A 21405-nucleotide genomic window follows, 5' to 3' on the forward strand; every position below is an offset into this window, starting at 1 on the left:
ACAGCGAGTCTGAGACCACCAATCAGGGCAATGTCTCCGTCAACATCATCGAGCTGCTCGGCGGCATTCTCCCCGATGAGGATCACCAGGAGCTCGACGACGCCGAGGTCGCCCAGCACGTCGATGCCGCGCGCGAGGCCGAAACCGAAGCCGAGCTGATCCGTGCCGGTGCAGAGGCCGAAGCCAATCGCAGTGCCGGCGATGACACGCCGCTCGGCGGCGCCGCCACCCCGAACACGACCGTTCTCGTCAAGCCGGTGCAAGAGGACGAGGACACGCTCGCCGACCTCGAAGGCCGAGAAACGCAGGTCATTCGCGTCGGACAAGGCGACACGCTGCGCAAGATCCTCATGCGCGTCGGCGCCGACAATTGGCAGGCGCGCGGCATGATCGAGGCTGCGCGCAACATCTTCCCCGAGACCAGTCTCGCCGCCGGCCAGGAGGTGCGAATCACGCTCGTGCCTTCACTAACGAGACGCGACAAGAAAGAGCCCGCGCGCTTCTCCGTCTTCTCCGACGGTCACGATCATCTCGTCACCGTTTCGCGCAACGCTGCCGGCGAATTCGTCGCCAGCAAGTCGCCTCCATTTGGCGAGGAAATCGCCAACGCGGCCCTCGACCACAACGACCGCGCATCGACATCCAGCGTCTACGCCAGCGTCTACTACGCCGCTCTGCTCCAGAAACTACCCGATGACGTCATCACCAAGGTGATGAAGATTCACGCGTCGCAAACGGACTTCAGACGCCGCCTGCGCCCTGGCGATTCAATCGAGTATTTCTTCGACATGAAGGATGGTGCGAAGGCGGATAGTCCGCCTGGTGAGTTGCTCTACACGTCCATCACCAGCGGCGGCGAGACGTACAAATTCTACCGCTTCCGCACCCCCGATGGCGTCGTCGACTACTATGACGAGCGCGGAAACAACTCAAAACAGTTCCTCATGCGCCGCCCCGTTCGCGGCGACGTTCGCCTCGCCTCGGGCTTCGGCATGCGCTTCCATCCGCTGCTCAACGAGCGGCGCATGCACACCGGCGTCGACTGGGCGACATCGACCGGAACGCCGATTCTTGCCGCAGGCACCGGCGTCATCGAGGAGGCCGGTCGCAAAGGTCAGTACGGCAACTACGTGCGCATCCGTCACCCCAACGGCTACCACACCGCCTACGGACACATGCTGCGCCTGCGTAAAGGCATCGTCGCCGGCGCCAAGGTGCGCCAGGGCGAAATCATCGGTTATGTCGGATCGACGGGCCTCGCTTCCGGCCCGCATCTTCACTACGAGGTGCTGATCAATTCGCGCTTCGTCGACCCGCTCGCCATCCAGGTCCCGCGCGAGCGCGAGCTTTCCGGCCGTCAGCTCGCCGAGTTCCAAAAGGAGCGCCAGCGCATCGACGACCTGCGCCACCTCGCCCCCGTCATGACCGCCAGCAAATAGGCAGCCGACGCACCTCGACGTCACCCCGACGAGGGTCGGGGCCTGCGCCAGCTTCCGCACGCTTCTCTGGTCCCGTCCCGCGCCGGGATGACAGATGTTGGATAGGCACCGCGCCCTGCACGCATGAGGCAGAAACGACAACGGCAGCGGGCGCCATTCCGACTGCCCACTGCCGACTGCCTTACTTGCCTGCCATGCCCGGCTTAGGCCGCTGCCTTCACGACCTCGCCGTTCAGCACCAGTTCGCCGTCGCGCACGCCGATGTGCACCGTGTCGCCATCCTTGATGCGCCCCGCGAGGATCTGCTCGGCGAGCGGATCCTGCACGTGCCGCTGGATCACGCGCTTCAGCGGGCGCGCACCATAGGCCGGATCATAACCGCGGTTGGCGAGCCACGTCCGCGCCGCATCGTCGAGATCGACGACGATCTTGCGATCGGCGAGCAGCTTGTCGAGCCGCTTCATCTGGATGTCGACGATCTTGCCCATATCCGCACGCTGCAGACGGTGGAACAGGATGATATCGTCGAGACGGTTGAGGAATTCCGGCCGGAACTTCTGCCGCACCTCGCCCATCACCAGGTCGCGAACGAGCGCCGTGTCCTCGCCTTCCTTCTGGTTGACGAGATACTCCGCGCCGATATTCGACGTCAGAATGATGATCGTGTTGCGGAAGTCGACCGTGCGGCCCTGGCCGTCCGTCAAACGCCCATCGTCGAGCACCTGCAGCAGCACGTTGAACACGTCCGGGTGCGCCTTTTCGATCTCGTCGAACAGGATCACCTGATACGGCCGGCGACGCACCGCCTCGGTCAGCGAGCCGCCTTCCTCATAGCCGACATAGCCGGGAGGCGCGCCGATGAGACGGGCAACCGAGTGCTTCTCCATGTACTCCGACATATCGAAGCGCTGGATCGCGTTGTCGTCATCGAACAGGAACGCCGCGAGCGCCTTCGACAGCTCGGTCTTGCCGACGCCTGTAGGCCCAAGGAACATGAACGAGCCGATCGGCCGGTTCGGATCCTGCAGGCCCGCACGCGCACGCCGCACGGCCTTCGAAACGGCATCCACCGCCTCGCGCTGACCGACGACGCGCTTCGCCAGCGCATCTTCCATCTTCAACAGCTTCTCGCGCTCGCCCTCGAGCATGCGGTCGACAGGTATGCCCGTCCAGCGCGACACCACCGACGCGATCTGGTCCGGCGTCACGGCCTCTTCGACCATGCCGCCCTTGGCTTCCTCTTGCTCCATCTTCAGGAGCTTCTTCTCCAGTTCGGGAATCTTGCCATAGGCAAGCTCGCCCGCGCGCTGCAGGTCACCGCGGCGCTGCGCCTTCTCCAGCTCGGTCCGAGCGGTATCGAGTTCCTCCTTCAGCTTCTGGGCGCTGCCGAGCTTTTCGCGCTCCGCCTCCCAGTTCTGCGTCAGGATCTTGCTCTCCTCCTCGAGGTCGGCGATCTCCTTCTCGAGATTGGACAGCCGGTCTTTCGACGCAACATCCGTCTCCTTCTTCAGAGCTTCGCGCTCGATCTTCAGCTGCATCAGCTCGCGATCGATGCGGTCCAGTTCCTCCGGCTTGGAATCGATCTGCATCTTGAGTCGCGAAGCCGCCTCGTCGACGAGGTCGATCGCCTTGTCCGGCAGGAAGCGATCCGTGATGTAGCGGTTCGAGAGCGTAGCCGCCGCCACCAGCGCGCTGTCGGTAATCCGCACGCCGTGATGCAGCTCGTACTTCTCCTTGATGCCGCGCAGGATCGAGATGGTGTCTTCCACCGTCGGCTCACTGACGAATACCGGCTGGAATCGCCGCGCCAGCGCCGCGTCCTTCTCGATGTGCTTGCGATACTCATTGAGCGTCGTCGCGCCGACGCAGTGCAATTCGCCGCGTGCCAGCGCCGGCTTAAGCAGGTTGCCAGCATCCATCGAGCCTTCGGTCTTGCCCGCGCCCACGATGGTGTGCAGCTCGTCGATGAAGAGGATGATGCGTCCCTGTTCGGCCTCCACCTCGCTCAGCACGGCCTTGAGGCGCTCCTCGAACTCGCCGCGATATTTCGCGCCGGCAATGAGCGAGCCCATGTCGAGCGCCAGCAGCTTCTTGTCCTTGAGGCTGTCGGGCACGTCTCCTTTGACGATGCGCTGCGCCAGACCCTCGGCGATTGCCGTCTTGCCGACGCCGGGCTCACCGATCAGCACCGGATTGTTCTTAGAGCGCCGCGACAGCACCTGAATGGTGCGGCGAATTTCTTCATCGCGCCCGATAACGGGATCGATCTTGCCCGCAGCAGCAGCCTCGGTGAGGTCGCGCGCATACCGCTTCAGCGCGTCATAGCCCTGCTCGGCCGACGCCGTGTCCGCCGTACGGCCCTTGCGCAATTCGTTGATCGCCGTATTGAGACCCTGCGCCGTCACCCCCGCATCAGCCAGGATCTTGGCAGCATCCGTGCCCTTCTCGAGCGCCAGGGCAAGCAACAGCCGTTCGGCCGTTACGTACTTGTCTCCAGCCTTCTCTGCGATCTTCTCCGCCGCGTCGAACACGCGCGCGAGTTCCGAAGCCATATATAGCTGGCCAGCCCCGCCGCCCGAAACGGACGGGCGCTTCGCAAGCTGCGCCTCGACTGCCTTGAGCGCCGCTTTAGGATCGCCGCCCGCCTTGCGGATCAGCCCCGCGGCCAACCCTTCATTGTCATCGAGCAGCACCTTCAACAGGTGGTCGGGCGAAAACTGCTGATGGCCTTCGCGCACCGCCAGATTCTGCGCGGCCTGCACGAAACCGCGTGCGCGGTCTGTAAACATTTCAAAGTTCATGAGAGATTCCCTCCTCAGCGCACCGTTCCGCCCTGATGGCACGGCCCGGCACCTTCCACGTCAGGATTGATGGTGGTTCCGCCGACCTACCGACGCGGCAGCATCGTCCGGAAACCTTTCCAACAGGTGATATAGTGTGGTCGAAACCGGACAAAAGAGGGCTACACCGGTACTTCTCAAACTCACTTGAGTTGCATCAACGATGTCATCTTCGCACGAACCTGCCGTCAGCGGACTTTACCGCTATCCGGTCAAAGGCCTCTCGCCCGAACCGCTCGAGCGCGTGACGTTGACCAGAGACCAGACCGCCCCTTTCGACCGCGCCTATGCGATCGAGAACGGTATCGGCCGTTTCGACCCCGAGCATCCCGCCCATCTGCCGAAGATCAACTTCCTGATGTTGATGCGCAATGAGCGCCTGGCGACATTGCAGACGCGCTTCGATGACGAGACCGAAACTCTGACGATCTTCCGCGCCGGCAAGCAGGTGGCGCGCGGCGATCTGCGCACCCAGCTCGGCCGCCGCATGATCGAGCAGTTCCTCGCCGCCTACATGCAGTCGGATCTGCGCGGCCCGCCCCGCGTCGTCTCGGCCCCAGGCCACAGCTTTTCCGATGTCGCTGCCAAGTGCCTGCACATCGTCAACTTGGCGTCGCTACGCGAATTGGAGCGCGCAGCCGGCCGTCAACTAAATCCGTTGCGCTTCCGCCCTAACATCATCATCGATGGCGCCGAGCCTTGGGCCGAATTCAGTTGGAAGGATAAGCCGCTGCAAATCGGCGGCGTGCCACTCGCATTCATCAAGCGCACCGAGCGCTGCGCCGCCACCGACGTCGATCCCGATACCGGAAAACGCGACACCGCGCTGCCCGCCACGCTGCTGCGCACCTACGGACATTCCGACTTCGGCATCTACGCCCGCGTCCTGTCCGATGGCGAAATCACCATCGGCGACCCCATCAAATTCTCTTAGACGCGCCACCCAGCTCATTCCCTCTCCCCGTCCACCACGGGGAGAGGGTCAGGGTGAGGGGCAGAACCCGGGTGAGACGGTGAGGGGCGGGCACGTGGCCGACCATCGGCCGTTTCAACAAAGAACGGCCGCCACTCCCCATCGGGAGGGCGGCCGCTCATTCCGTTCGAAACTCGAGAACAGCTTACTCAGCGTCGTCCGTGGCTGGTGCGGCGGCTGCTGCCGCGTTCACCTCACCGCCGGCGCTGCTCTCGCGGCGCGGACGGCGAACCGGTCGACGCAGAAATTCCGGCTGCTCGTGCTGCTGCTGCGGGAACCGATCGCGGTCGCGATCACGCTCCCGTTCGCGGCGCGGCTGGAAAGGCTGCGCCTCGGCCACCGGCTGCGGCCCACCGGTATCGACGCCCTCAGGACTATTGTTGCGCGGAGGGCGCGGCTGTCCGCCAAACCCTTCGGCGCCATGCTCGCGATCGCGACGCTCGCCCCGATCACCTCGATCTCCGCGGTCGCCCCGATCCCCTCGGTCATGATTGCGGCCACGATTCTCGTTCCGATCGCGGAAGCGGCCCTGATCGTGACGCTCATGCCGTTGCCCGTCGAACCGCTGACCTTCCATCCGCGGCTGCTCGTTGTTGTGACGCGGCGGATTGAACGACGGCTGCATATCGCCCTCGTCGCCGTCATCATCGCCGTAGTCGTCACCGTCCATTTCGTTGAAGGGCCGATTGCGCGGCACCCCGTTTATGTCAGGCCCGCCCTGGCTAATCTGCTGTTCGCGGAAAGCCATGATGATGCGGTTGTAGTGTTCTGCGTGTTGCAGATAATTCTCTGCGAGAACTGGATCGCCCGAAGACGAGGCGTCACGGGCCAGCGACATATACTTTTCAGCGATATGCGACGGAGTTCCACGGATCTTAACGTCCGGCCCCGTGCTCTCGAAGCTGCGCGTCAGCGGGCTCTGGCCCTTGCGGTTGCGCCCGCGTCCCCGGCGGTTCTGCTGTCCTTGCCTCATTGGCTCCGTTCTCGGTGGTGATGAATGACAGGCGTCACGCCTCGTTAGCGTCTTTCAATCGCTAGTGCCCTAGAGAGGCGCTGAAACCGCAGTCTCTGGCCAGTTTTCCTGGCGGCGCCCATGCGCGCGCGTTCTATCTCAATCTTGTGACGCTCAACCGGCAGTCGCTACTTCCGATCGGAAAGGGGCGTGGCACGCCACACGGCTAGCGATTGCCGTTTCAGCGGGAGCTACAGGGCCCCGTAACCACGTGTCCCCGCGCCTTTGTCATCCCAGCTGGGTTTCCCAGCTCGTGCGGCTATCAGCTCCAACACCGAAGCGCGCCACACGTTCAATCGGCTTCGGTCAGACTAGCGCGGAACCGGAGCAAATCAAACAGTTTCTTTGCGACCAATTATAACTGTAGCAACAACGCCACACAGCGCTCATGGCCTCCAAGGTCTGAATGTCGGCTAAGTTGTGCCCTGCGTGTCTTAACGAACGCTTGCTGCAACAAGAGAGCCACAGCCTCGGCTTGCCCCACCCCGACTTCGACCACCGCTGCCCCATCGAGCACACGATCGAGACCGGCCGCTATCTCTCTATATACATCGAGGCCATCCGCACCCCCATCGAGTGCTGCGCGCGGATCGAAAACGCGCACCTCCGGGCTCAACCCGGCGATCTCCCCACTCGCGATATAAGGCGGGTTGCTGATTACCAGATCGAACCGACCCTGGACCCCGTCCAGCACATCGTGGATCTCGAACTGCGCGCGATCGCCAACGCCCAGCGCAGCAGCATTCTTCCGAGCCGTCTCGAGAGCATCTGCGCTGATATCCGTGCCGAGCCCGCGCGCTTGCGGCAACTCCGCCAGCAGCGTCAGCAGCAGACAACCCGTGCCGGTGCCGATGTCGAGGATGCGAATGGGTTTTTCGCGCCAGCCCTCCCGCTCCGCAATTCCCAGAGCAGTCTCGATCAAGGTCTCGCTGTCCGGCCTCGGGTCGAGCGTCTCCCGCGAAAGCAAAAAGCGCCGTCCATAAAATTCCCGCTCACCCAGAATGCGCGAAACAGGCTCATGCGCGCTCCGCCGCTCGAGCATCGCCGCAAATCGCGCCCGCGCCTCCTCGGGCAATGGCCGCTCGGGATGCGCAATGATGTCTGCCGTCGAGCACCCCGTCGCCGCTACCAGCAACAGCCGCGCATCGCGCCCCGCATCCTCGATACCCGCAGCAGCAAGATCGCGCTGCCCCGCCCGCGCCGCCTCGCCAAGAGTGGCCAGGCCCTCGCGATTTTGCCGAGCCTCAGGCGCCATTGCCCGCCATCTCGGCGAGTAGCGTCGCCTGGTGATCCGTGGTCAGGGCGTCGATCATCTCATCGAGACCGGAGCCATCGAGCACCGTATCGAGCTTATGCAGCGTCAGATTGATCCGGTGATCCGTCACGCGCCCTTGAGGAAAGTTGTAGGTGCGGATGCGCTGCGAGCGATCGCCCGAGCCGACCTGCCCCTTTCGCGCCTCCGCGCGCGCAGAATCGACCTTTTCCCGCTCCATCTCATAGACGCGCGAGCGCAGAACCTGCATCGCCAGCCGGCGGTTCTGATGCTGCGACTTCTCCGCCGACACGACCACGATGCCCGTCGGCAAATGCGTCATGCGCACGGCAGAATCGGTCTTGTTGACGTGCTGACCGCCCGCGCCGCCCGCACGCATCGTGTCGATGCGGATGTCCTCGGGGCGAATGTCGATGTCGATATCCTCGGCCTCCGGCAGCACCGCGACCGTCGCCGCAGAGGTATGGATGCGCCCGCCAGTCTCCGTCGCGGGGATGCGCTGCACCCGGTGCACGCCGGATTCGAACTTCAGCTTCGCGAAAACCCCCTCGCCGGAGATCGACGCCACGATTTCCTTGTATCCGCCGAGATCGTTCTCCGATTCCGAGATGACCTCCACCTTCCAGCCGTGCAATTCGGCGTAGCGCGCGTACATGCGGAACAGATCCGCCGCGAACAGCGCCGCCTCATCGCCGCCGGTGCCGGCGCGCACTTCCAGAATAGCACTGCGCTCGTCAGCCGCATCCTTGGGCAGCAGCTGGATCCTCAGCTTCTGCTCCAGTTCCTCGCGCCGCGGCTCCAGCGCCTCGATGTCGGCCTCGGCCAGCGCGATCATCTCCTTGTCCGACGATGGATCATCGACCATCGCCTGCAGGTCCGCCCGCTCCTTGTCGACCGCCCTCAGCGCCTCGATCGTCTCCACCACCGGGTTGAGCTGGGAAAACTCCTTCGTCAGCTTCGCGTACGCAGCCTGGTTCACCCCGGCATTGAGCTCTGCCTGGATCGCGCTCCAGCGCCCGACCATCTTTTCGATTTTGTCTTGTGGAATTCCGACCATGGTTCTCGAAACGGAATGCCGGCTTCGCGTCTCGGCGAGCCGGTTCAAGTTCTATTATGGGGTGAATATATGGGCACCCGCGCCGCGGCGCGCCGCATCTAATCCTATTGGGCGGCCGTCTGCAATTTGTCGCCGCGCCGGGTCCGCGGATCGGGAACATCGATCCACCGCAAGCCGTCGCGAACCGGAGCAAACCGCACGATCACATAGTTCTGCGCCCCGCGCACGATCCGCTTCATCGACGGCGGCAGCTGAGAAACCGCTGCTTCCAGCACGGATGTCTGGGTGATGAGAACGATCATGGCGATGCCGAGGGTCACGGTAAACAGTGCCATGCCAGGGCGCCCGGCGTGATCGTTGACCACGCGGCTCACCCGGCGCGCGGCCTGCGCCGCCCGCTTACCACTCCCACCGATCGCCTTGATGATCGGAGCGCTGCTCTGTCCGCCAAGATTGATATTGCGGATCAGCGGGCGCCGTGGCGCCGGTTGCGACACTTGCGCCCGGGGCGCGGCAACGAAAAGCTGCTCCAGGATATGCAGCACTGGACGCGGGTCCAGCCCCGCCAACCCTGCGTACGAACGCACGATGCGGCACGTCTCCGGCCACAGCGGCAGAGCCTGAACCTGCCCGGCCTCGAGCGCGGCGATGATGTCGACGCGCGTCGACAGCGCCTGTGCAGCCTGCATCGGCGACAACCCGAGCGCGCCGCGCAAGTCATGAAAGAAGCGAGAGATGTCCGCGGCAAGTGCCGCTTGCGATGGAGGGGGTGCAACGGGGGCATGCGTGCGTGCCGCTTGCGGGCGCGCAACGGGATAGGGTCTTGCCGGCTCGTAGCCTCTACGCATGACCAACGCCAAAACAATCCTGGAACTGAAGTTCCCCCTGGGGCGTCATCGTCCAACAACGGCGACGCAATGTCCAGTCGGAACGCGAAACTAGATCTCGATACCTTCCGCGCCAGCGAAGGCAGCGATACGTTCGCGAATATTGGTGGTGCCCTTTTTCAACAGGTCTTCCACAAGTTTCGACGCACGGTTCGCATCGAGCGACAAGATCATCGTCTTGACCGGACCAATTGATGCAGGCGCCATCGACAGCGACCGGAAGCCGAGTGCGATCAGCACCAGCGCTTCGATCGGGCGCCCGGCCATCTCACCGCACAGCGTCACTGGCACTTTATATTTCTCCGACGCCTTCACCAGCGTCTTCAATGCCCGTAGCGGAGCCGGAGAAAGTGGGTCATAGCGACTGCCGACACGCGCATTTGTGCGATCGGCCGCCAACATGAATTGCATCAGGTCATTGCTGCCGACCGAGATGAAGTCGACCTTCTTCATCAGGGCATCGAGCTCAAACAACAGGCAGGGGACTTCCACCATGGCGCCGACGCGGATCGTCTTGGGCGGCTCACGCCCCTTCTCGATAAGAATTTGATGCTCTTTATCGATCAGCTCGCGCACCGGATCCATCTCCGCGGCAGTCGACACCATCGGGATCATGAGCCGAAGCTCCTGTCCCCCAGCCGCGCGCAGCAGGGCCCGCACCTGCGTGCGCAGCAACGCCGGACGATCGAGGCCCATGCGTACCGCGCGCCAGCCCATTGCCGGATTCTCTTCCTTGGGCTGCCGCAGATAATGCAGAACCTTGTCACCACCGATGTCGAGCGTCCGGAACACCACCGGCTTGCCGTCCGCGCGCGCCAGCACCGCACTGTAGGAATCGGCCTGCCGCTCCACCTTGGGTAGCGTGTTCGACAGCATGAACAGCAGCTCTGTGCGGAACAGACCGACCCCGTCCGCACCAGACTCTTTCAGATGCGGCATGTCGACGAGCAGACCCGCGTTGATGTGCAGGTTCACGCGCACACCATCCGCCGTCACAGCCGGAACATCGCGCAACGCCCGGTATTGCCGCTGCCGGCGAGCGAGGAATCGCACCTTGTCGGAATAGGCCGCGATCACATCCGACGATGGCCGCAAGTGCACCTCGCCAGTCGTCGCATCGACGATCGCAGCATCGCCCGCCGTCACGCGTTCGACGACGCCCCGCGCTTGGCCCACAGCAGCGATGCCCAGCGCCTTCGCAACAACGGCAACGTGGCTCTGTCCGCTGCCGTCCTCGACAATCAATCCGCGCAGCCGGCGACGGTCGTAATCCAGTAGCTCTGCAGGTCCCATCGTGCGCGCGACGAGAATGGTGTCCGGCGGCAGTGCGGAAGGCGCATCCGCGCTCGTGATGCGGCCAGCGAGAATGCGAAGCAGCCTATCCGACAAATCATCGAGGTCACGCTGACGCTCGCGCCAATAGGCATCGTTCTGCCGTAGCATGCGCGCACGCGTAGAGTTCTGCACGCGCTCCACCGCGGCCTCCGCGGTCAGGCCGCCCTCGACCGCCTCGCGCAGCCGACGCTCCCAGCCCTTGTCGTGCGCAAACATGCGGTAGGCTTCGAGCACGTCGCGGTGCTCGCCCGCCCCGGACAGATGCTCATGCTCGAACATCTCGTCCAGCGACGCGCGCAAGGTGATGATCGCTGCATCGAGACGCACCAGCTCCGCCGCTGGATCTTCCGCCATCAGGTGCGTGACAACGATGCGCGGCTCGTGCAGCACCACATGACCGAGCGCGACGCCATCGGCCATCTTCTCGCCCTGGATCACCGCCGAAAGCGATTTCTCGATTTCGATAGACGCGCCCGAGCCCGCCACCGCACCGGAAACGAGGTGCTCGGCAACAACCATCGCCGTCGCCTGTAGCACCTCGACATCCTCGTCGGAGTATTCCTTCTGCGTACGGTTCTGAACGACCAGCACACCGAGCACCTGGCCCGACCGCTGAATCGGCACCGCCAACAGCGAATGATAGATCTCCTCGCCCGTCTCTGGACGATAGGAGAACGCCGGGTGGCTCGAAGCCTCCGGCTCGTTGACCGTAATGTTGAGTTCCGCGCACCGCCCGACGAGACCTTCGCCACGCTTCATGCGCACCGCGTGCACAGCGTCTCGGTTGAGGCCCTCGGTGGCGAACAGCTCCAGAGAGCCGTCCTGTCGCTTGAGGTAGATCGAGCAGACTTCGGCGACCATTACGCCCGCGATCTGCTTGACGATCTTGTCGAGCCGCTGCTGTCCGTCACCCGGTTCGGACATGATCTCCCGAAGACGCCGCATGATTACACGCAGCGCCGGCTCGGATGTCATCACTCGTGGCTCGTCGCCTCGCCTCTGCATAGGTCGTGCCGCCCGGGTGACCCGCCGGAATGGCGGGGCTCAGTGCTCGACCGGGTGCGCTGTCTTAAGCGCTCAATCCGAATCGAGCCCATAAATGGAGTGCAACGTTCTCACCGCCAGCTCGGCATATGCCGCGTCGATAAGCACGCTGATTTTGATCTCTGAAGTTGTGATTGCGAGAATATTGATGCCCTTGCTTGAAAGGGCTTTGAACATCATGGCTGCGACGCCGGCGTGACTGCGCATGCCGATGCCGATCACCGAGATCTTGGCGACGTCAGCCGAGCTCTGCACATCGAACTCGCCGATCTCCGTCTTAGCGCCTTTCAGCGTCTCGAGCGTGCGAGGCAGCTCGCTCGCCTGCACCGTGAAGGTCATGTCGGTGTGCTTGCCGTCCGGCGTGACGCTCTGCACGATCATGTCGACGTTGATGTTGGCATCCGCCAGCGGGCCGAAGATGCGCGCGGCGATGCCCGGCTTGTCCTCGACCTTGATGAGCGTCACCTTGGCCTCGTCCTTGACGTAGGCAATGCCGCTGACGACCTGGTTCTCCACGATCTCTTCCTCATCGCAAACGATAGTGCCGATGTCCTCCAGCCGATCGAGACGCACGGGGCTCATTGCCTCGGGCGCCACGAAGCTGGACAGCACGCGAACCCGCATCCGGTGCACCATCGCGAGCTCTACGGATCGCGTTTGCAGCACCTTGGAGCCGAGCGAGGCCATCTCCAGCATCTCCTCGTAGGAGATCTTCGGCAGGCGTCGCGCCTTCGGCACGATGCGGGGATCGGTGGTGTAGACACCATCGACGTCGGTATAGATGTCGCACACATCGGCCTTGAGTGCGACCGCCATGGCCACCGCGCTGGTGTCTGATCCGCCGCGGCCCAATGTTGCAATGCGGCGACGCTCGGGCTCGATACCCTGGAAGCCAGTCACCACAGCAACGTCGCCATCGTCGAGTCGGCGGCGCAGCTCGGTTCCGTCGATGCCGGCGATCCGGGCAGACCCGTGCGCCGCCGAAGTAGTGATCGGAATCTGCCAGCCCTGCCAGGAGCGCGCCTGCAGTCCCATCGACTGCAGCACAATGGCGAGAAGCCCTGCCGTGACTTGCTCGCCAGTAGCAACGATGGCGTCATACTCGCGCGCATCGTGCAGCACCGAGGCCTCTCGCACCCAGGAAACGAGCTGGTTCGTCGCGCCGGCCATGGCAGAGACGACCACGCAAACCTTGTTGCCGGCGTCGACCTCGCGCTTCACGTGACGCGCCACGTTGCGAATGCGCTCGACGTTGGCGACAGACGTGCCGCCAAACTTCATCACAACAACAGCCATCGCTATCCCGCCGTGCGGCTCATTCTTCAATTATCTGGATCAGCCCGCTCTAGTCGCCCGCCCGCGCAGCGCGGCCGTCGGGTGGCGCCTAATTGCCTGGAGTGAACAGGAATCCCGCTTTTGCGGCGTTGTCTTAACGGCATCGCACCCATCCCGCAATATCCGCGTCTTGACATTCTGTTTCGCTCATCGCCGTATCCCGCTCATGGCCACCCCAGAACACAGCTCCAGCGCCCCTGCCGCCAACCTCGACCCGATCGAGGTCGAGCGCTTCGAAGCCCTGGCCGGAGAATGGTGGGACACCGGCGGAAAGCTACGCCCGCTGCACAGCCAGGGGCCTGCCCGCTTGAGTTTCATCCGCAACGCCCTTGTGCGCCACTTCGACATCAAGACCACTGGGTTGCAACCGCTATCCGGCCTTTCCGTGCTCGATGTCGGATGCGGCGGCGGTCTCGTCTCCGAGCCCCTCGCGCGCCTCGGCGCAACCGTCACCGGCATCGACCCAACGCACGATTCCATTGCCGTCGCCCGCAGCCACGCCGAAGGCCAGGGCCTCACCATCGACTATCGCACCGCATCAGTGGAACAGCTTGTCGCTGCGGACGAGCAGTTCGATGCCGTCGTTTGCGTGGAGGTGATCGAGCACGTCCCCGACCAGGCCGCCTTCGTAAAAAGCCTCGGCCAGCTCGTGCGGCCCGGCGGCGCCCTCATCATGTCGACGCTCAACCGCACCTTGAAGTGCTACGCCCTCGCCATCGTCGGCGCTGAATACGTGCTCGGCTGGGTCCCCCGTGGCACGCACGACTGGAACCGCTTCGTCACCACCGACGAACTGACCCGCTACCTCGCCGACGCGGGGTTCGCGCCCCCCGAAATGGCCGGCATTATCTATGATGTGATGTCGGACACGTGGCGCCTCGGCGCCGACACCGACGTCAATTACATCGCCGCCTCTGCTCGAATTGCCGCCTGACGCCACGTCGGGTTGCAGCCGCGCCCGAGGAACACGCACCACCCATCGGGCGTTTCAAAATGAAACGAGCCAATGGGCTTCCCGATGACCGATCACCACAATTCTAGGCGCAGGGCCACAATCGCGTCGATCGCCGCACTCGTGGCATCGCTCACGCTCGGCGGTTGCCAGTCACCGATGTATTCCGGCACGCCCGACGATATGAGCGGCTCCATCGCCCCAGCGCATTCGCCGGACACCTACGAGCCTCCCGCCAAGGTCGGTGGAACCGACCAGCAAGAGGCCGAGCAGCAAATCCCGCAGGACGACGCCAAATATGAATACCGCGGTGGTCGCGATCCCATCACGGGCAAAGCCGAAAAGCAGATGTGACCCGCGCGGTCCTGCGCGAATGCCCGTAGTAAGGCTAATGCCGGCTGCCGGGCACCAGCGTACTCTGGATCGAGATCGGATCGCTGGCGGGAAACGTATCTTCGAGCCCCTCCTCCAGCTGCTCCTCCGCCCGTGCCGCCTTCCGCCGCTCGGCGTCTCTACTGACGGCCTCCTGCGGTGAGCGAGAGGCCCTCTCACTCTGCCGCCTGCCCTCCCCCTTGCTCTTCTTGCCACTCATGGTGATCGCCTTTCCTCACGAGGAACGGGGTCGAAACCAACCTAAAGAACACCTTAGGTTTCGGACAGGTTCCCGCCATCACTCCGGGCAACTCCCGCCACAATGAAAGGGCTACGTCCGCGCTGCGTCGCAGCGGAACCGTGGCTCTTCCTGGCCATTGACAAGCCGACGCCGGCCTCCACATGTGTGGCGGCTTTTTCAGCATCGAGCTCAGGTAGCGAGCATGTCTCAGGTCAACCGCAGAGAAGTCCTCACGACCGGCGGCCAATGGGCCCTCTTGATGGCATTGGCAGGTCTTTCACCAGCGCGCGCAGAGCCCGCGCCGGGGGTCCGCCTCGGCGACCCCGAACCGTTCAGCTTCGATGCCCTCCGCCAGCGCGCCAAAGACCTCGCCGCCAAACCCTACGTCTCACCAGCCGCCGCACCGAGCATCGTCGGAGACGTCGATTTCGACGCTGCCCAGAAGATCAAATTCCGCGCCGATCGCGAGCTGTTCCCAAATGGCCCCGGCGCCTGCCCCGTCCGTCTTTTCCACGTCGACAAGTACAATCAGCTTCCTGTCCGCATCAATGAGTTGTCGGACGGCGTTGCACGGCAGATCATCTACTCGGCCGACAGTTTCGATTACAAAGATCCAGAGTTCGCCAGCAAGCTCCCCGCCGACCTGGGCTACTCCGGATTCCGCGTCATGGATGGTCGCGGCAAAGATACCGACTGGTTCGCGTTCCAGGGCGCCAGTTACTTCCGTACCTCAGGCGAAGACAACCAGTATGGCGCATCGGCGCGCGGCATTGCCATAAACACCGCCATGCCCGAGCCGGAAGAGTTTCCACGCTTCGTTGAGTTCTGGCTGGAACAGCCCAAGGGCGACACCGCGTTGATCACCGTCTACGCGCTCCTCGATGGTCCGAGCGTCAGCGGCGCCTATAAGTTCACCGCTACCAAGACGCGCGTACCGATCATGGAGGTGAGTGCAGAAATCTTTGCGCGCACTGACATCGACCGCGTCGGCATCGCGCCACTCACGTCGATGTTTTGGTACGGCGAGAACGACCGCCGCTACGCCAGCGACTGGCGCCCCGAAATCCATGACAGCGACGGCCTCGCCATGTGGACCGGCGCCGATGAGCACATCTGGCGCCCACTGATCAATTCGGATCAAGTCCGCACCAACTCCTTCCTCGACAAGAACCCCAAAGGCTTCGGCCTGATGCAGCGCGATCGCAACTTCGCCAACTACGAGGACGACGGCGCATTCTACAACAAACGGCCCGGAATTTGGGTCGAGCCCACCGGCGAGTGGGGCGAAGGCGCCGTGCAGCTCGTCGAGATCCCGACCGACGACGAGATCCACGACAACATCGTCGCCTATTGGGTGCCGAAGGAGGCAGTCCGCGCTGGCGATGAATTGCACTACGGCTATAAGCTTTACTGGCAGAACGACGAGCCGAACCCACCCATAAACATTGGCCGCGTAGTCGCCACCTACACCGGCAGTGGTGGCGTCCCCGGCGCTCGCCGACGCGAAGACCTTTTCAAGCGCAAGTTCGTCATCGACTTCACTGGTGGCCCGCTCGACAACATGCAGCAGCGCTTTGACGTCGAGCCTGTCGTCACGCACTCGCGCGGTCGCGTCGATAATGCGTACGTCATCAAGGTCGTCGGTACAGATAGATGGCGCGCTCTGTTTGACCTTGCCACGGAGGGCACAGATCCCATCGATCTGCGCTGCTACTTGCGCCTCGGCGACGAGACACTGACCGAGACGTGGCTCTACCAGTGGATCCCTGCAAAAACCTGATTGGCTTAGGCTGCAGCATCATCCCGCTGCAGCCTGGTATCACCATTGAGCGGGCGCGCCTCCCGGCGCGCCAGCCGCACCGCCGCATCCCGTTCGATAGATTCGATTATCGCCAGCGAGGCGATTGGCCGGCTCGCTACGATGGCGCGAGCCAGCGCCAGTAATCCGCCGAACGTCACCACGCCAGCCAGCGCAATGGCGTATTCCCAGTTCTGCCGCGCGCTCTCGAATTCTTCTGACGCCACCGACCAGCCACCTGTCAACGCGCCCATCGGCACGGCAATCGACCAGAAAATGACTTGCGCCACGGAAAGCGCGCAAGCCGCAACTATGGACCACGCGAACGCACGCGCATTGCCGCGCACCAGGAACGCGTGCACCAGCACGCCGGCCAGGGCGAGCAGCCCCAGAACTCCGACAACCAGCATCGAACGATCGAGCTGCTGCACAACGAAATACTCGTTGGGTTGCATTTGCAGTCGTGACTGCAGCGTCAGCAGATGTCCCAGCACTGGGGTCAATGCCAGCGCGAGCAGGGCGATGGCAACCAGTTGCACGGCATCGAGCAGATGCCAGCGGTACCGTGTCAAATGTCGATGCGTCATGTCCCTCTCCGACTGTCACTCACGCGGCGTGACGGTTGAAGCGCCCAACTCAACAGGAGTTACTTAGTTCCAGGCCGCGCGGCAGTCACGCCGCCGACGCCCGGGGCTTTAATTCGACCCAACGGGAACGGGAAGGCCTGATCGCCGTTAGCGGCTCGATCCGCCGTGACCACCGGCGCAAACCAAGGCCGAGGAGGCACAAGCAAATGGTCGACGGCTTTCATTGGACGCGGGTTACATCCAAGCAATTGCGCTTCCTTTACGAGACAGTAACCCTCAACCCGGTTCCCGAGGAGATGTACGCACTCGCAGCAAAAGTGGACCGGAAGCTAGTCCCAGCGGGGAGCCCCGAACTGACCGCCGCCGACATGCTCGCCGGTGAGCACGCTGCTGGCTCGGCGAAGACCGACAACTAATGGATTTTGTGCAGCGCGGAACCGCCGCTGCTGCACCGCGTTCCCTAACCAAAGGAGAACGTCTCATGAGCAATGTAATGATCTGCGAGGACGACGCCATCCTCGCAGCCGACCTGGCCCTCACCATCGAAGAAACCGGCCACTGCGTATCCGGCATCTACGCTAACGCAAGCGACGCTCTCAAAGCCGCCGAGCACCAAATTCCCGACGTCGCCTTCATCGACCTCGAGCTTGGCGATGGGCACACGGGCGCTGGCATTGCCCAGGAGCTGCAGGCGATAGGCGTCAGGGTCATCGTGCTGTCCGGCTACCCCAACGTCGGCGTTGGCTTGGGCAACGTACCCCACACCTACGCCGCCAAGCCGGTGAGCACCGACCTCGTCGAATTTCTCTTGCGCACCCCGAGCGCGCGACGCGAAGCCGCCAGGAAAGCAGAGGCCGCCCTCCCCAATTGCCGCAACATCAGTGGCATGATGCAGTGAGGCAGCACATCAGCTCGGTTTGGCGCCTTCAACTTTCTGGGCCGGCAACTCCACTCGCACAGTATCGAGATGAGCATCGCGCAACGCCGGAAACAGCTTCGCCCAGACACCAGTCAGCGCGATTGATCCCACGCCCCCGAAGATTGCTGCCCCGACAGGACCGAGAAAGCGTGCCGCAACACCACTCTCGAATTCGCCAAGCTCGTTCGACGCGCTGATGAAGAGGCTGGACACCGCCGTCACGCGTCCGCGCATTGGATCGGGCGTCACAATCTGAATGAGGCTCTGGCGCACGAACACCGATACGGCATCCGCAGCTCCCAAAACCGCGAGCGCCACCATCGATATCGACACCCAAGTCGACACTGCGAATATGATGGTCGCGAACCCGTAGACCGCTACCGACACCAGCATCCAGAACCCGGCATCTCGCTGGATCGGTCGCGTGCTCAAAGCCAATGCCATCAGCCCGCCACCGATCGCAGGCCCCGAGCGCAACAGACCAAACCCGTCGGGACCGATGTGCAGCACGTCACGCGCGAACACCGGCAGCAGCGCCGTCACCCCACCCAGCAGCACCGCAAACAGATCGAGCGATATGGCGCCGAATACGATCTTGTTCGACCATACGTAGGATAGCCCTTCCGCGATCAGCTTCAGACGGCCACCGCCCTTATGGTCCGGCTTCGTGTTGGCAGTTATGAGCAATACGGCCACTGTAGCACACAGATACAGCCCCGCCGCCGTCGCATAAGCAGCCGGCACAGAGACAGCGCACAGCACGCCGCCAAGCCACGGCCCGATCACCATGCCCGTTTGCATTGCCAGCGTGTTCCAGCCGATGGCACGCGGCAGGATCTCACGCGGCACCAACATCGGCCCGAGCGACGCCGACGCTGGCATCGTGAAGGCACGCCCGACGCCGAACAATGCCGCGATAGAGAAAATGGCTAGGATGCTTGGATGCTGCGCGGCCGCGTTGAACGCCAGCCCTGCCGAGCAGGCGAACTGCAGCACGCAGCACGCAATCAGTATCTTACGTCGATCGTACCGATCCGCCGTCTCTCCGGCGAGCAGCACGAACGCGAACATCGGCACGAACTGGACGAGCCCAATCATGCCGACGAGGAACGAGCTGTAGGCAACCGTATGCTCCAGCCGCGCCACCGAATAGACCTGCCATCCGAGCGTGACACTCTGCGTGAGCATTGCCACGGTCGACAGGAACCGCCCCGTCAGCAGCAACGTGAAATCAGGGTATCGGCGAAACGAAAGAACGTTGTCTTGACTCATGAAGGTCGCGATCCGGCTCGCGCAGACGCGAATTGGTCGGCGCAGTAACCCGGCTTCTATGGCACTGGAGGTTCCCGGTCACCTGGAGATGAAGCCACAGCGTTATTACGCTCGCAGTGCCGCAGGGGGCATAGGGCGTTACTCTGGAAGAAAGGCTTCCTGGAGCTAGGCAACCTGACAGCGTCACGGCGTCTTGCCCGGAGCCTTCTCTTCGCCACCATGCAGGAAATAGTAGATGCTCGTAATTTCCTCGGGCGAGAACTGAATCTGCGGCATGTCGCGATGGCGCGAGCCGACGCCGTCCGCCAGTTCCATCTCCAGTTCTTCGTTCGGCCACGCCCCCAGCACCACCGACAGGTTGGGCGCCTGCTTCAACGGGCTCTTCTGATCGCCCACGACACCGTGGCAGCGCCCGCAGTTCTGCTCCAGCAGCGCCCTGCCCTTCTCCGCGTCCGTTTTGACATCAGCCGCCGCCACGCACACGCAGCCACTTACCACCATTATGCCCAGCGCAACGACCCGACGCATCCTCGCCTCCTTCAGCCGTGCGAGCACTCATAGCACGCTCAAGACTATATCAAGCCGCGATTGATGACGATGTAGGCGAACAGCGGCGGCGCGCAGATGCTTCATTGCGACTTGCTCCCGCGCAGGATGCCAGCAGGCGCACGCCGGACCCCAATAAAGAAATGCGACTTGCGGCAGAGCAACACACGCAACCACCGGTATATCCGTGCTAGTGTCCGCTGCACTTCCGGAAGATGTGAGATAAATCTCGCCGAGCTAGACCAACGACTGAGTTGAATCAGTGACGATTTCCGAGTCGAAAGCTGCACAAGTTCTCTATGCAGCGCATCAGATCTGGAACAGGCGCGACCTCGCTGCCCTCCTCGACCTCTTCGACGACGACATGATCTATTGGAGCAACGTCGGCACCGCGACGGCCGAGACCATTCTGCATGGCAAGGCGGAGTTCCTCGCCTTCCTCAACGGCCTGCAGCATATGGAAGGGCTGTCCGTCCCGCATAGCTTCCGCTTCAGAAACGGCGTCGCCACAGCGAATGCCGAGTTCTACCTGCGCGACCACCGCAGCGGCTATTCGCACTCGGGCACCTTCCGGCAGGTGCTGACCTTCCGCGGCCACCGCATTCTACGTATGGACGAATATCACGATGCAGCCGCGCTAGCCTCGTTCCTTGCCCTGCTCGATAGCGAAGCCTCGGAGCGTTAGCTCCCCACCCCATCGATAGTGAGGTGGTACCACCTCCCGGGCTCGAACCGGGGACCTCTAGATCCACAATCTAGCGCTCTAACCAACTGAGCTAAGGCGGCACGCCAGCAACATCACGGACTTAGGTCACCCCACGGCGAAAAGTCAATTCCGTGGGCGCCCCTGCCCGATGCGGCAAGGGGGCATCCGATCCAGCCCGGCAGAAAGGCCGAGCCTGGGACACCCGCAGGAGCGCTCAAATACAGCGGCGAACCGGCCAACGCAAGGCGCAGGGGTAGCATTTTTGCGCCCGCCCCGAACATCGGGCGATCAGAGCCTAGCGGTTTTGCGCCTTCTGCGCTGCCTCGGCCACCAGCCGGCCGAGAAGATGCGCCTGGTGCGCGAACGCCTGCATCTGCTTTTGCGCGTAACGCTGCTGAATCTCCATGTATTCCTTGAGATCCCGCGCCCGCGATAACTCCGTAGCAAAGGCAAAGTTCGCCTGGATGTTCTGCTCGGCGAACTTGGAGATCTGCGACTGCATCTCTACAGCGCTGGAGGTCATGGCCCCCTGCGACGCCGACACCGTATCTTGCACCTTGCGCGCCATGTCGACAAATTGGTTGTAGGCACTCCGAGCTTGCTCGACGTTACGCTCGGCGAGTTCGCGGACCGCCTCCGGGAACTCGAACTGCGGCTTGTCGGACATCGAAGGTCTCCTCCTGGGGCCAGGATGGTTATGACGCCCGCTCCTGGTTTTCGGGCAACGAAGATTATAGCGCGATCCGCCATCGAACGGACGTGAAATGAATGTGGATACCGCGACGCACCGAACCGAGCTCGTGGACGGAACCGGCTC

Annotated in this window: 19 protein-coding genes and 1 tRNA gene (1 of these 20 only partly in view); 8 read left to right on the top strand and 12 right to left on the bottom strand. The window is 63.2% G+C overall.

Features of this window, described 5'->3' with window-relative positions; genetic code table 11:
* Positions 1 to 1439 carry the 3' portion of a peptidoglycan DD-metalloendopeptidase family protein gene (locus ACP15D_RS10430; protein WP_424957436.1) on the top strand. The gene continues 577 nt to the left of window position 1, outside the view, so 1439 of the gene's 2016 nt are visible here — the last part of the coding sequence; its start codon lies beyond the left edge, outside the window; it ends in the stop codon at positions 1437 to 1439.
* Between the two features lie 203 nt (positions 1440 to 1642).
* Here the strand turns inward: ACP15D_RS10430 and clpB are convergent, their stop codons facing one another.
* The gene (gene clpB, locus ACP15D_RS10435) at positions 1643 to 4240 is read right to left on the bottom strand and encodes an ATP-dependent chaperone ClpB (RefSeq protein WP_424957437.1); all 2598 of its coding nucleotides are present in this window, start codon (positions 4238 to 4240) and stop codon (positions 1643 to 1645) included.
* A 202-nt stretch (positions 4241 to 4442) separates the two neighbouring features.
* Between clpB and ACP15D_RS10440 the strand changes: the two genes are divergently transcribed.
* Positions 4443 to 5213, top strand: coding sequence for an MOSC domain-containing protein (locus tag ACP15D_RS10440; RefSeq protein ID WP_424957438.1), 771 nt, complete (start codon positions 4443 to 4445; stop codon positions 5211 to 5213).
* A gap of 184 nt (positions 5214 to 5397) precedes the next feature.
* On the opposite strand, the gene ACP15D_RS10445 is transcribed toward ACP15D_RS10440, so the two are convergent.
* The 6 genes from ACP15D_RS10445 to ACP15D_RS10470 all read right to left on the bottom strand — a co-directional run bounded on the left by ACP15D_RS10445 (position 5398) and on the right by ACP15D_RS10470 (position 13156).
* Entirely contained in the window at positions 5398 to 6225 is an 828-nt protein-coding gene (locus ACP15D_RS10445) for a DUF4167 domain-containing protein (RefSeq protein WP_424957439.1), read from the bottom strand.
* Between the two features lie 394 nt (positions 6226 to 6619).
* On the bottom strand, positions 6620 to 7519 hold the full coding sequence (prmC, locus tag ACP15D_RS10450) for a peptide chain release factor N(5)-glutamine methyltransferase (protein WP_424957440.1): 900 nt from the start codon (positions 7517 to 7519) through the stop codon (positions 6620 to 6622).
* Complete coding sequence (gene prfA / locus ACP15D_RS10455; RefSeq protein ID WP_424957441.1) at positions 7509 to 8594, bottom strand: peptide chain release factor 1; 1086 nt, start codon at positions 8592 to 8594, stop codon at positions 7509 to 7511. The genes prmC and prfA overlap by 11 nt, the downstream gene beginning before the upstream one ends.
* Positions 8595 to 8698: 104 nt before the next feature.
* Positions 8699 to 9442 (bottom strand): helix-turn-helix domain-containing protein, encoded by a 744-nt coding sequence (locus tag ACP15D_RS10460; protein ID WP_424957442.1) that lies wholly within the window; start codon positions 9440 to 9442, stop codon positions 8699 to 8701.
* A gap of 90 nt (positions 9443 to 9532) precedes the next feature.
* Positions 9533 to 11791, bottom strand: a complete 2259-nt coding sequence (gene ptsP / locus ACP15D_RS10465) for a phosphoenolpyruvate--protein phosphotransferase (RefSeq protein ID WP_424957443.1) — start codon at positions 11789 to 11791, stop codon at positions 9533 to 9535.
* 102 nt (positions 11792 to 11893) lie between these two features.
* The gene (locus ACP15D_RS10470; RefSeq protein ID WP_424957444.1) at positions 11894 to 13156 is read right to left on the bottom strand and encodes an aspartate kinase; all 1263 of its coding nucleotides are present in this window, start codon (positions 13154 to 13156) and stop codon (positions 11894 to 11896) included.
* Positions 13157 to 13361: 205 nt separating this feature from the next.
* On the opposite strand from ACP15D_RS10470, the gene ubiG reads away from it, so the two are divergent.
* From ubiG to ACP15D_RS10485, 3 genes are all read left to right on the top strand, one after another.
* Positions 13362 to 14129, top strand: a complete 768-nt coding sequence (ubiG, locus tag ACP15D_RS10475) for a bifunctional 2-polyprenyl-6-hydroxyphenol methylase/3-demethylubiquinol 3-O-methyltransferase UbiG (protein WP_424957445.1) — start codon at positions 13362 to 13364, stop codon at positions 14127 to 14129.
* A gap of 72 nt (positions 14130 to 14201) precedes the next feature.
* Entirely contained in the window at positions 14202 to 14501 is a 300-nt protein-coding gene (locus ACP15D_RS10480; protein WP_424957446.1) for a hypothetical protein, read from the top strand.
* Positions 14502 to 14962: 461 nt separating this feature from the next.
* On the top strand, positions 14963 to 16540 hold the full coding sequence (locus ACP15D_RS10485) for a glucan biosynthesis protein (RefSeq protein ID WP_424957447.1): 1578 nt from the start codon (positions 14963 to 14965) through the stop codon (positions 16538 to 16540).
* Positions 16541 to 16545: 5 nt separating this feature from the next.
* On the opposite strand, the gene ACP15D_RS10490 is transcribed toward ACP15D_RS10485, so the two are convergent.
* Positions 16546 to 17145 (bottom strand): hypothetical protein, encoded by a 600-nt coding sequence (locus tag ACP15D_RS10490; protein WP_424957448.1) that lies wholly within the window; start codon positions 17143 to 17145, stop codon positions 16546 to 16548.
* Between the two features lie 206 nt (positions 17146 to 17351).
* Between ACP15D_RS10490 and ACP15D_RS10495 the strand changes: the two genes are divergently transcribed.
* Both ACP15D_RS10495 and ACP15D_RS10500 read left to right on the top strand, forming a co-directional pair.
* The gene (locus ACP15D_RS10495) at positions 17352 to 17561 is read left to right on the top strand and encodes a hypothetical protein (protein ID WP_424957449.1); all 210 of its coding nucleotides are present in this window, start codon (positions 17352 to 17354) and stop codon (positions 17559 to 17561) included.
* A 65-nt stretch (positions 17562 to 17626) separates the two neighbouring features.
* A complete protein-coding gene (locus ACP15D_RS10500; protein ID WP_424957450.1) occupies positions 17627 to 18043 on the top strand; it encodes a response regulator in 417 nt (138 codons plus the stop codon).
* A 9-nt stretch (positions 18044 to 18052) separates the two neighbouring features.
* Here ACP15D_RS10500 and ACP15D_RS10505 read toward each other — a convergent pair whose 3' ends face one another.
* Both ACP15D_RS10505 and ACP15D_RS10510 read right to left on the bottom strand, forming a co-directional pair.
* The gene (locus ACP15D_RS10505; RefSeq protein ID WP_424957451.1) at positions 18053 to 19336 is read right to left on the bottom strand and encodes an MFS transporter; all 1284 of its coding nucleotides are present in this window, start codon (positions 19334 to 19336) and stop codon (positions 18053 to 18055) included.
* 183 nt (positions 19337 to 19519) lie between these two features.
* Positions 19520 to 19864: a c-type cytochrome gene (locus tag ACP15D_RS10510; RefSeq protein WP_424957452.1), complete on the bottom strand. Its 345-nt coding sequence runs from the start codon at positions 19862 to 19864 to the stop codon at positions 19520 to 19522.
* 280 nt (positions 19865 to 20144) lie between these two features.
* Between ACP15D_RS10510 and ACP15D_RS10515 the strand changes: the two genes are divergently transcribed.
* Entirely contained in the window at positions 20145 to 20567 is a 423-nt protein-coding gene (locus ACP15D_RS10515) for a nuclear transport factor 2 family protein (RefSeq protein ID WP_424957453.1), read from the top strand.
* Positions 20568 to 20591: 24 nt separating this feature from the next.
* Here ACP15D_RS10515 and ACP15D_RS10520 read toward each other — a convergent pair.
* Together ACP15D_RS10520 and ACP15D_RS10525 are read right to left on the bottom strand one after the other, a co-directional pair.
* Positions 20592 to 20668 (bottom strand) — tRNA-His (locus ACP15D_RS10520).
* A 215-nt stretch (positions 20669 to 20883) separates the two neighbouring features.
* Positions 20884 to 21255 carry a phasin family protein gene (locus ACP15D_RS10525; protein ID WP_424957454.1) on the bottom strand — a complete coding sequence of 124 codons (372 nt, stop codon included), beginning with the start codon at positions 21253 to 21255 and terminating at the stop codon, positions 20884 to 20886.
* Positions 21256 to 21405: the final 150 nt, after the last annotated feature.

Source organism: Hyphomicrobium sp. 1Nfss2.1 (assembly GCF_965243865.1).
Taxonomy (GTDB): Bacteria; Pseudomonadota; Alphaproteobacteria; order Rhizobiales; family Hyphomicrobiaceae; genus Hyphomicrobium_A.

Excerpts from the sequence above, each read along its gene's own strand:
- clpB (WP_424957437.1), bottom strand. The coding sequence starts at position 4,240 with ATGAACTTTGAAATGTTTACAGACCGCGCACGCGGTTTCGTGCAGGCC.
- ACP15D_RS10485 (WP_424957447.1), top strand. The coding sequence starts at position 14,963 with ATGTCTCAGGTCAACCGCAGAGAAGTCCTCACGACCGGCGGCCAATGG.
- ACP15D_RS10460 (WP_424957442.1), bottom strand. The coding sequence starts at position 9,442 with ATGCGTAGAGGCTACGAGCCGGCAAGACCCTATCCCGTTGCGCGCCCG.
- ACP15D_RS10505 (WP_424957451.1), bottom strand. The coding sequence starts at position 19,336 with ATGAGTCAAGACAACGTTCTTTCGTTTCGCCGATACCCTGATTTCACG.
- ACP15D_RS10495 (WP_424957449.1), top strand. The coding sequence starts at position 17,352 with ATGGTCGACGGCTTTCATTGGACGCGGGTTACATCCAAGCAATTGCGC.
- ACP15D_RS10525 (WP_424957454.1), bottom strand. The coding sequence starts at position 21,255 with ATGTCCGACAAGCCGCAGTTCGAGTTCCCGGAGGCGGTCCGCGAACTC.
- ACP15D_RS10500 (WP_424957450.1), top strand. The coding sequence starts at position 17,627 with ATGAGCAATGTAATGATCTGCGAGGACGACGCCATCCTCGCAGCCGAC.
- ubiG (WP_424957445.1), top strand. The coding sequence starts at position 13,362 with ATGGCCACCCCAGAACACAGCTCCAGCGCCCCTGCCGCCAACCTCGAC.
- ACP15D_RS10510 (WP_424957452.1), bottom strand. The coding sequence starts at position 19,864 with ATGCGTCGGGTCGTTGCGCTGGGCATAATGGTGGTAAGTGGCTGCGTG.
- ACP15D_RS10470 (WP_424957444.1), bottom strand. The coding sequence starts at position 13,156 with ATGGCTGTTGTTGTGATGAAGTTTGGCGGCACGTCTGTCGCCAACGTC.
- ACP15D_RS10445 (WP_424957439.1), bottom strand. The coding sequence starts at position 6,225 with ATGAGGCAAGGACAGCAGAACCGCCGGGGACGCGGGCGCAACCGCAAG.
- prmC (WP_424957440.1), bottom strand. The coding sequence starts at position 7,519 with ATGGCGCCTGAGGCTCGGCAAAATCGCGAGGGCCTGGCCACTCTTGGC.
- prfA (WP_424957441.1), bottom strand. The coding sequence starts at position 8,594 with ATGGTCGGAATTCCACAAGACAAAATCGAAAAGATGGTCGGGCGCTGG.
- ptsP (WP_424957443.1), bottom strand. The coding sequence starts at position 11,791 with ATGACATCCGAGCCGGCGCTGCGTGTAATCATGCGGCGTCTTCGGGAG.
- ACP15D_RS10480 (WP_424957446.1), top strand. The coding sequence starts at position 14,202 with ATGGGCTTCCCGATGACCGATCACCACAATTCTAGGCGCAGGGCCACA.
- ACP15D_RS10490 (WP_424957448.1), bottom strand. The coding sequence starts at position 17,145 with ATGACGCATCGACATTTGACACGGTACCGCTGGCATCTGCTCGATGCC.
- ACP15D_RS10440 (WP_424957438.1), top strand. The coding sequence starts at position 4,443 with ATGTCATCTTCGCACGAACCTGCCGTCAGCGGACTTTACCGCTATCCG.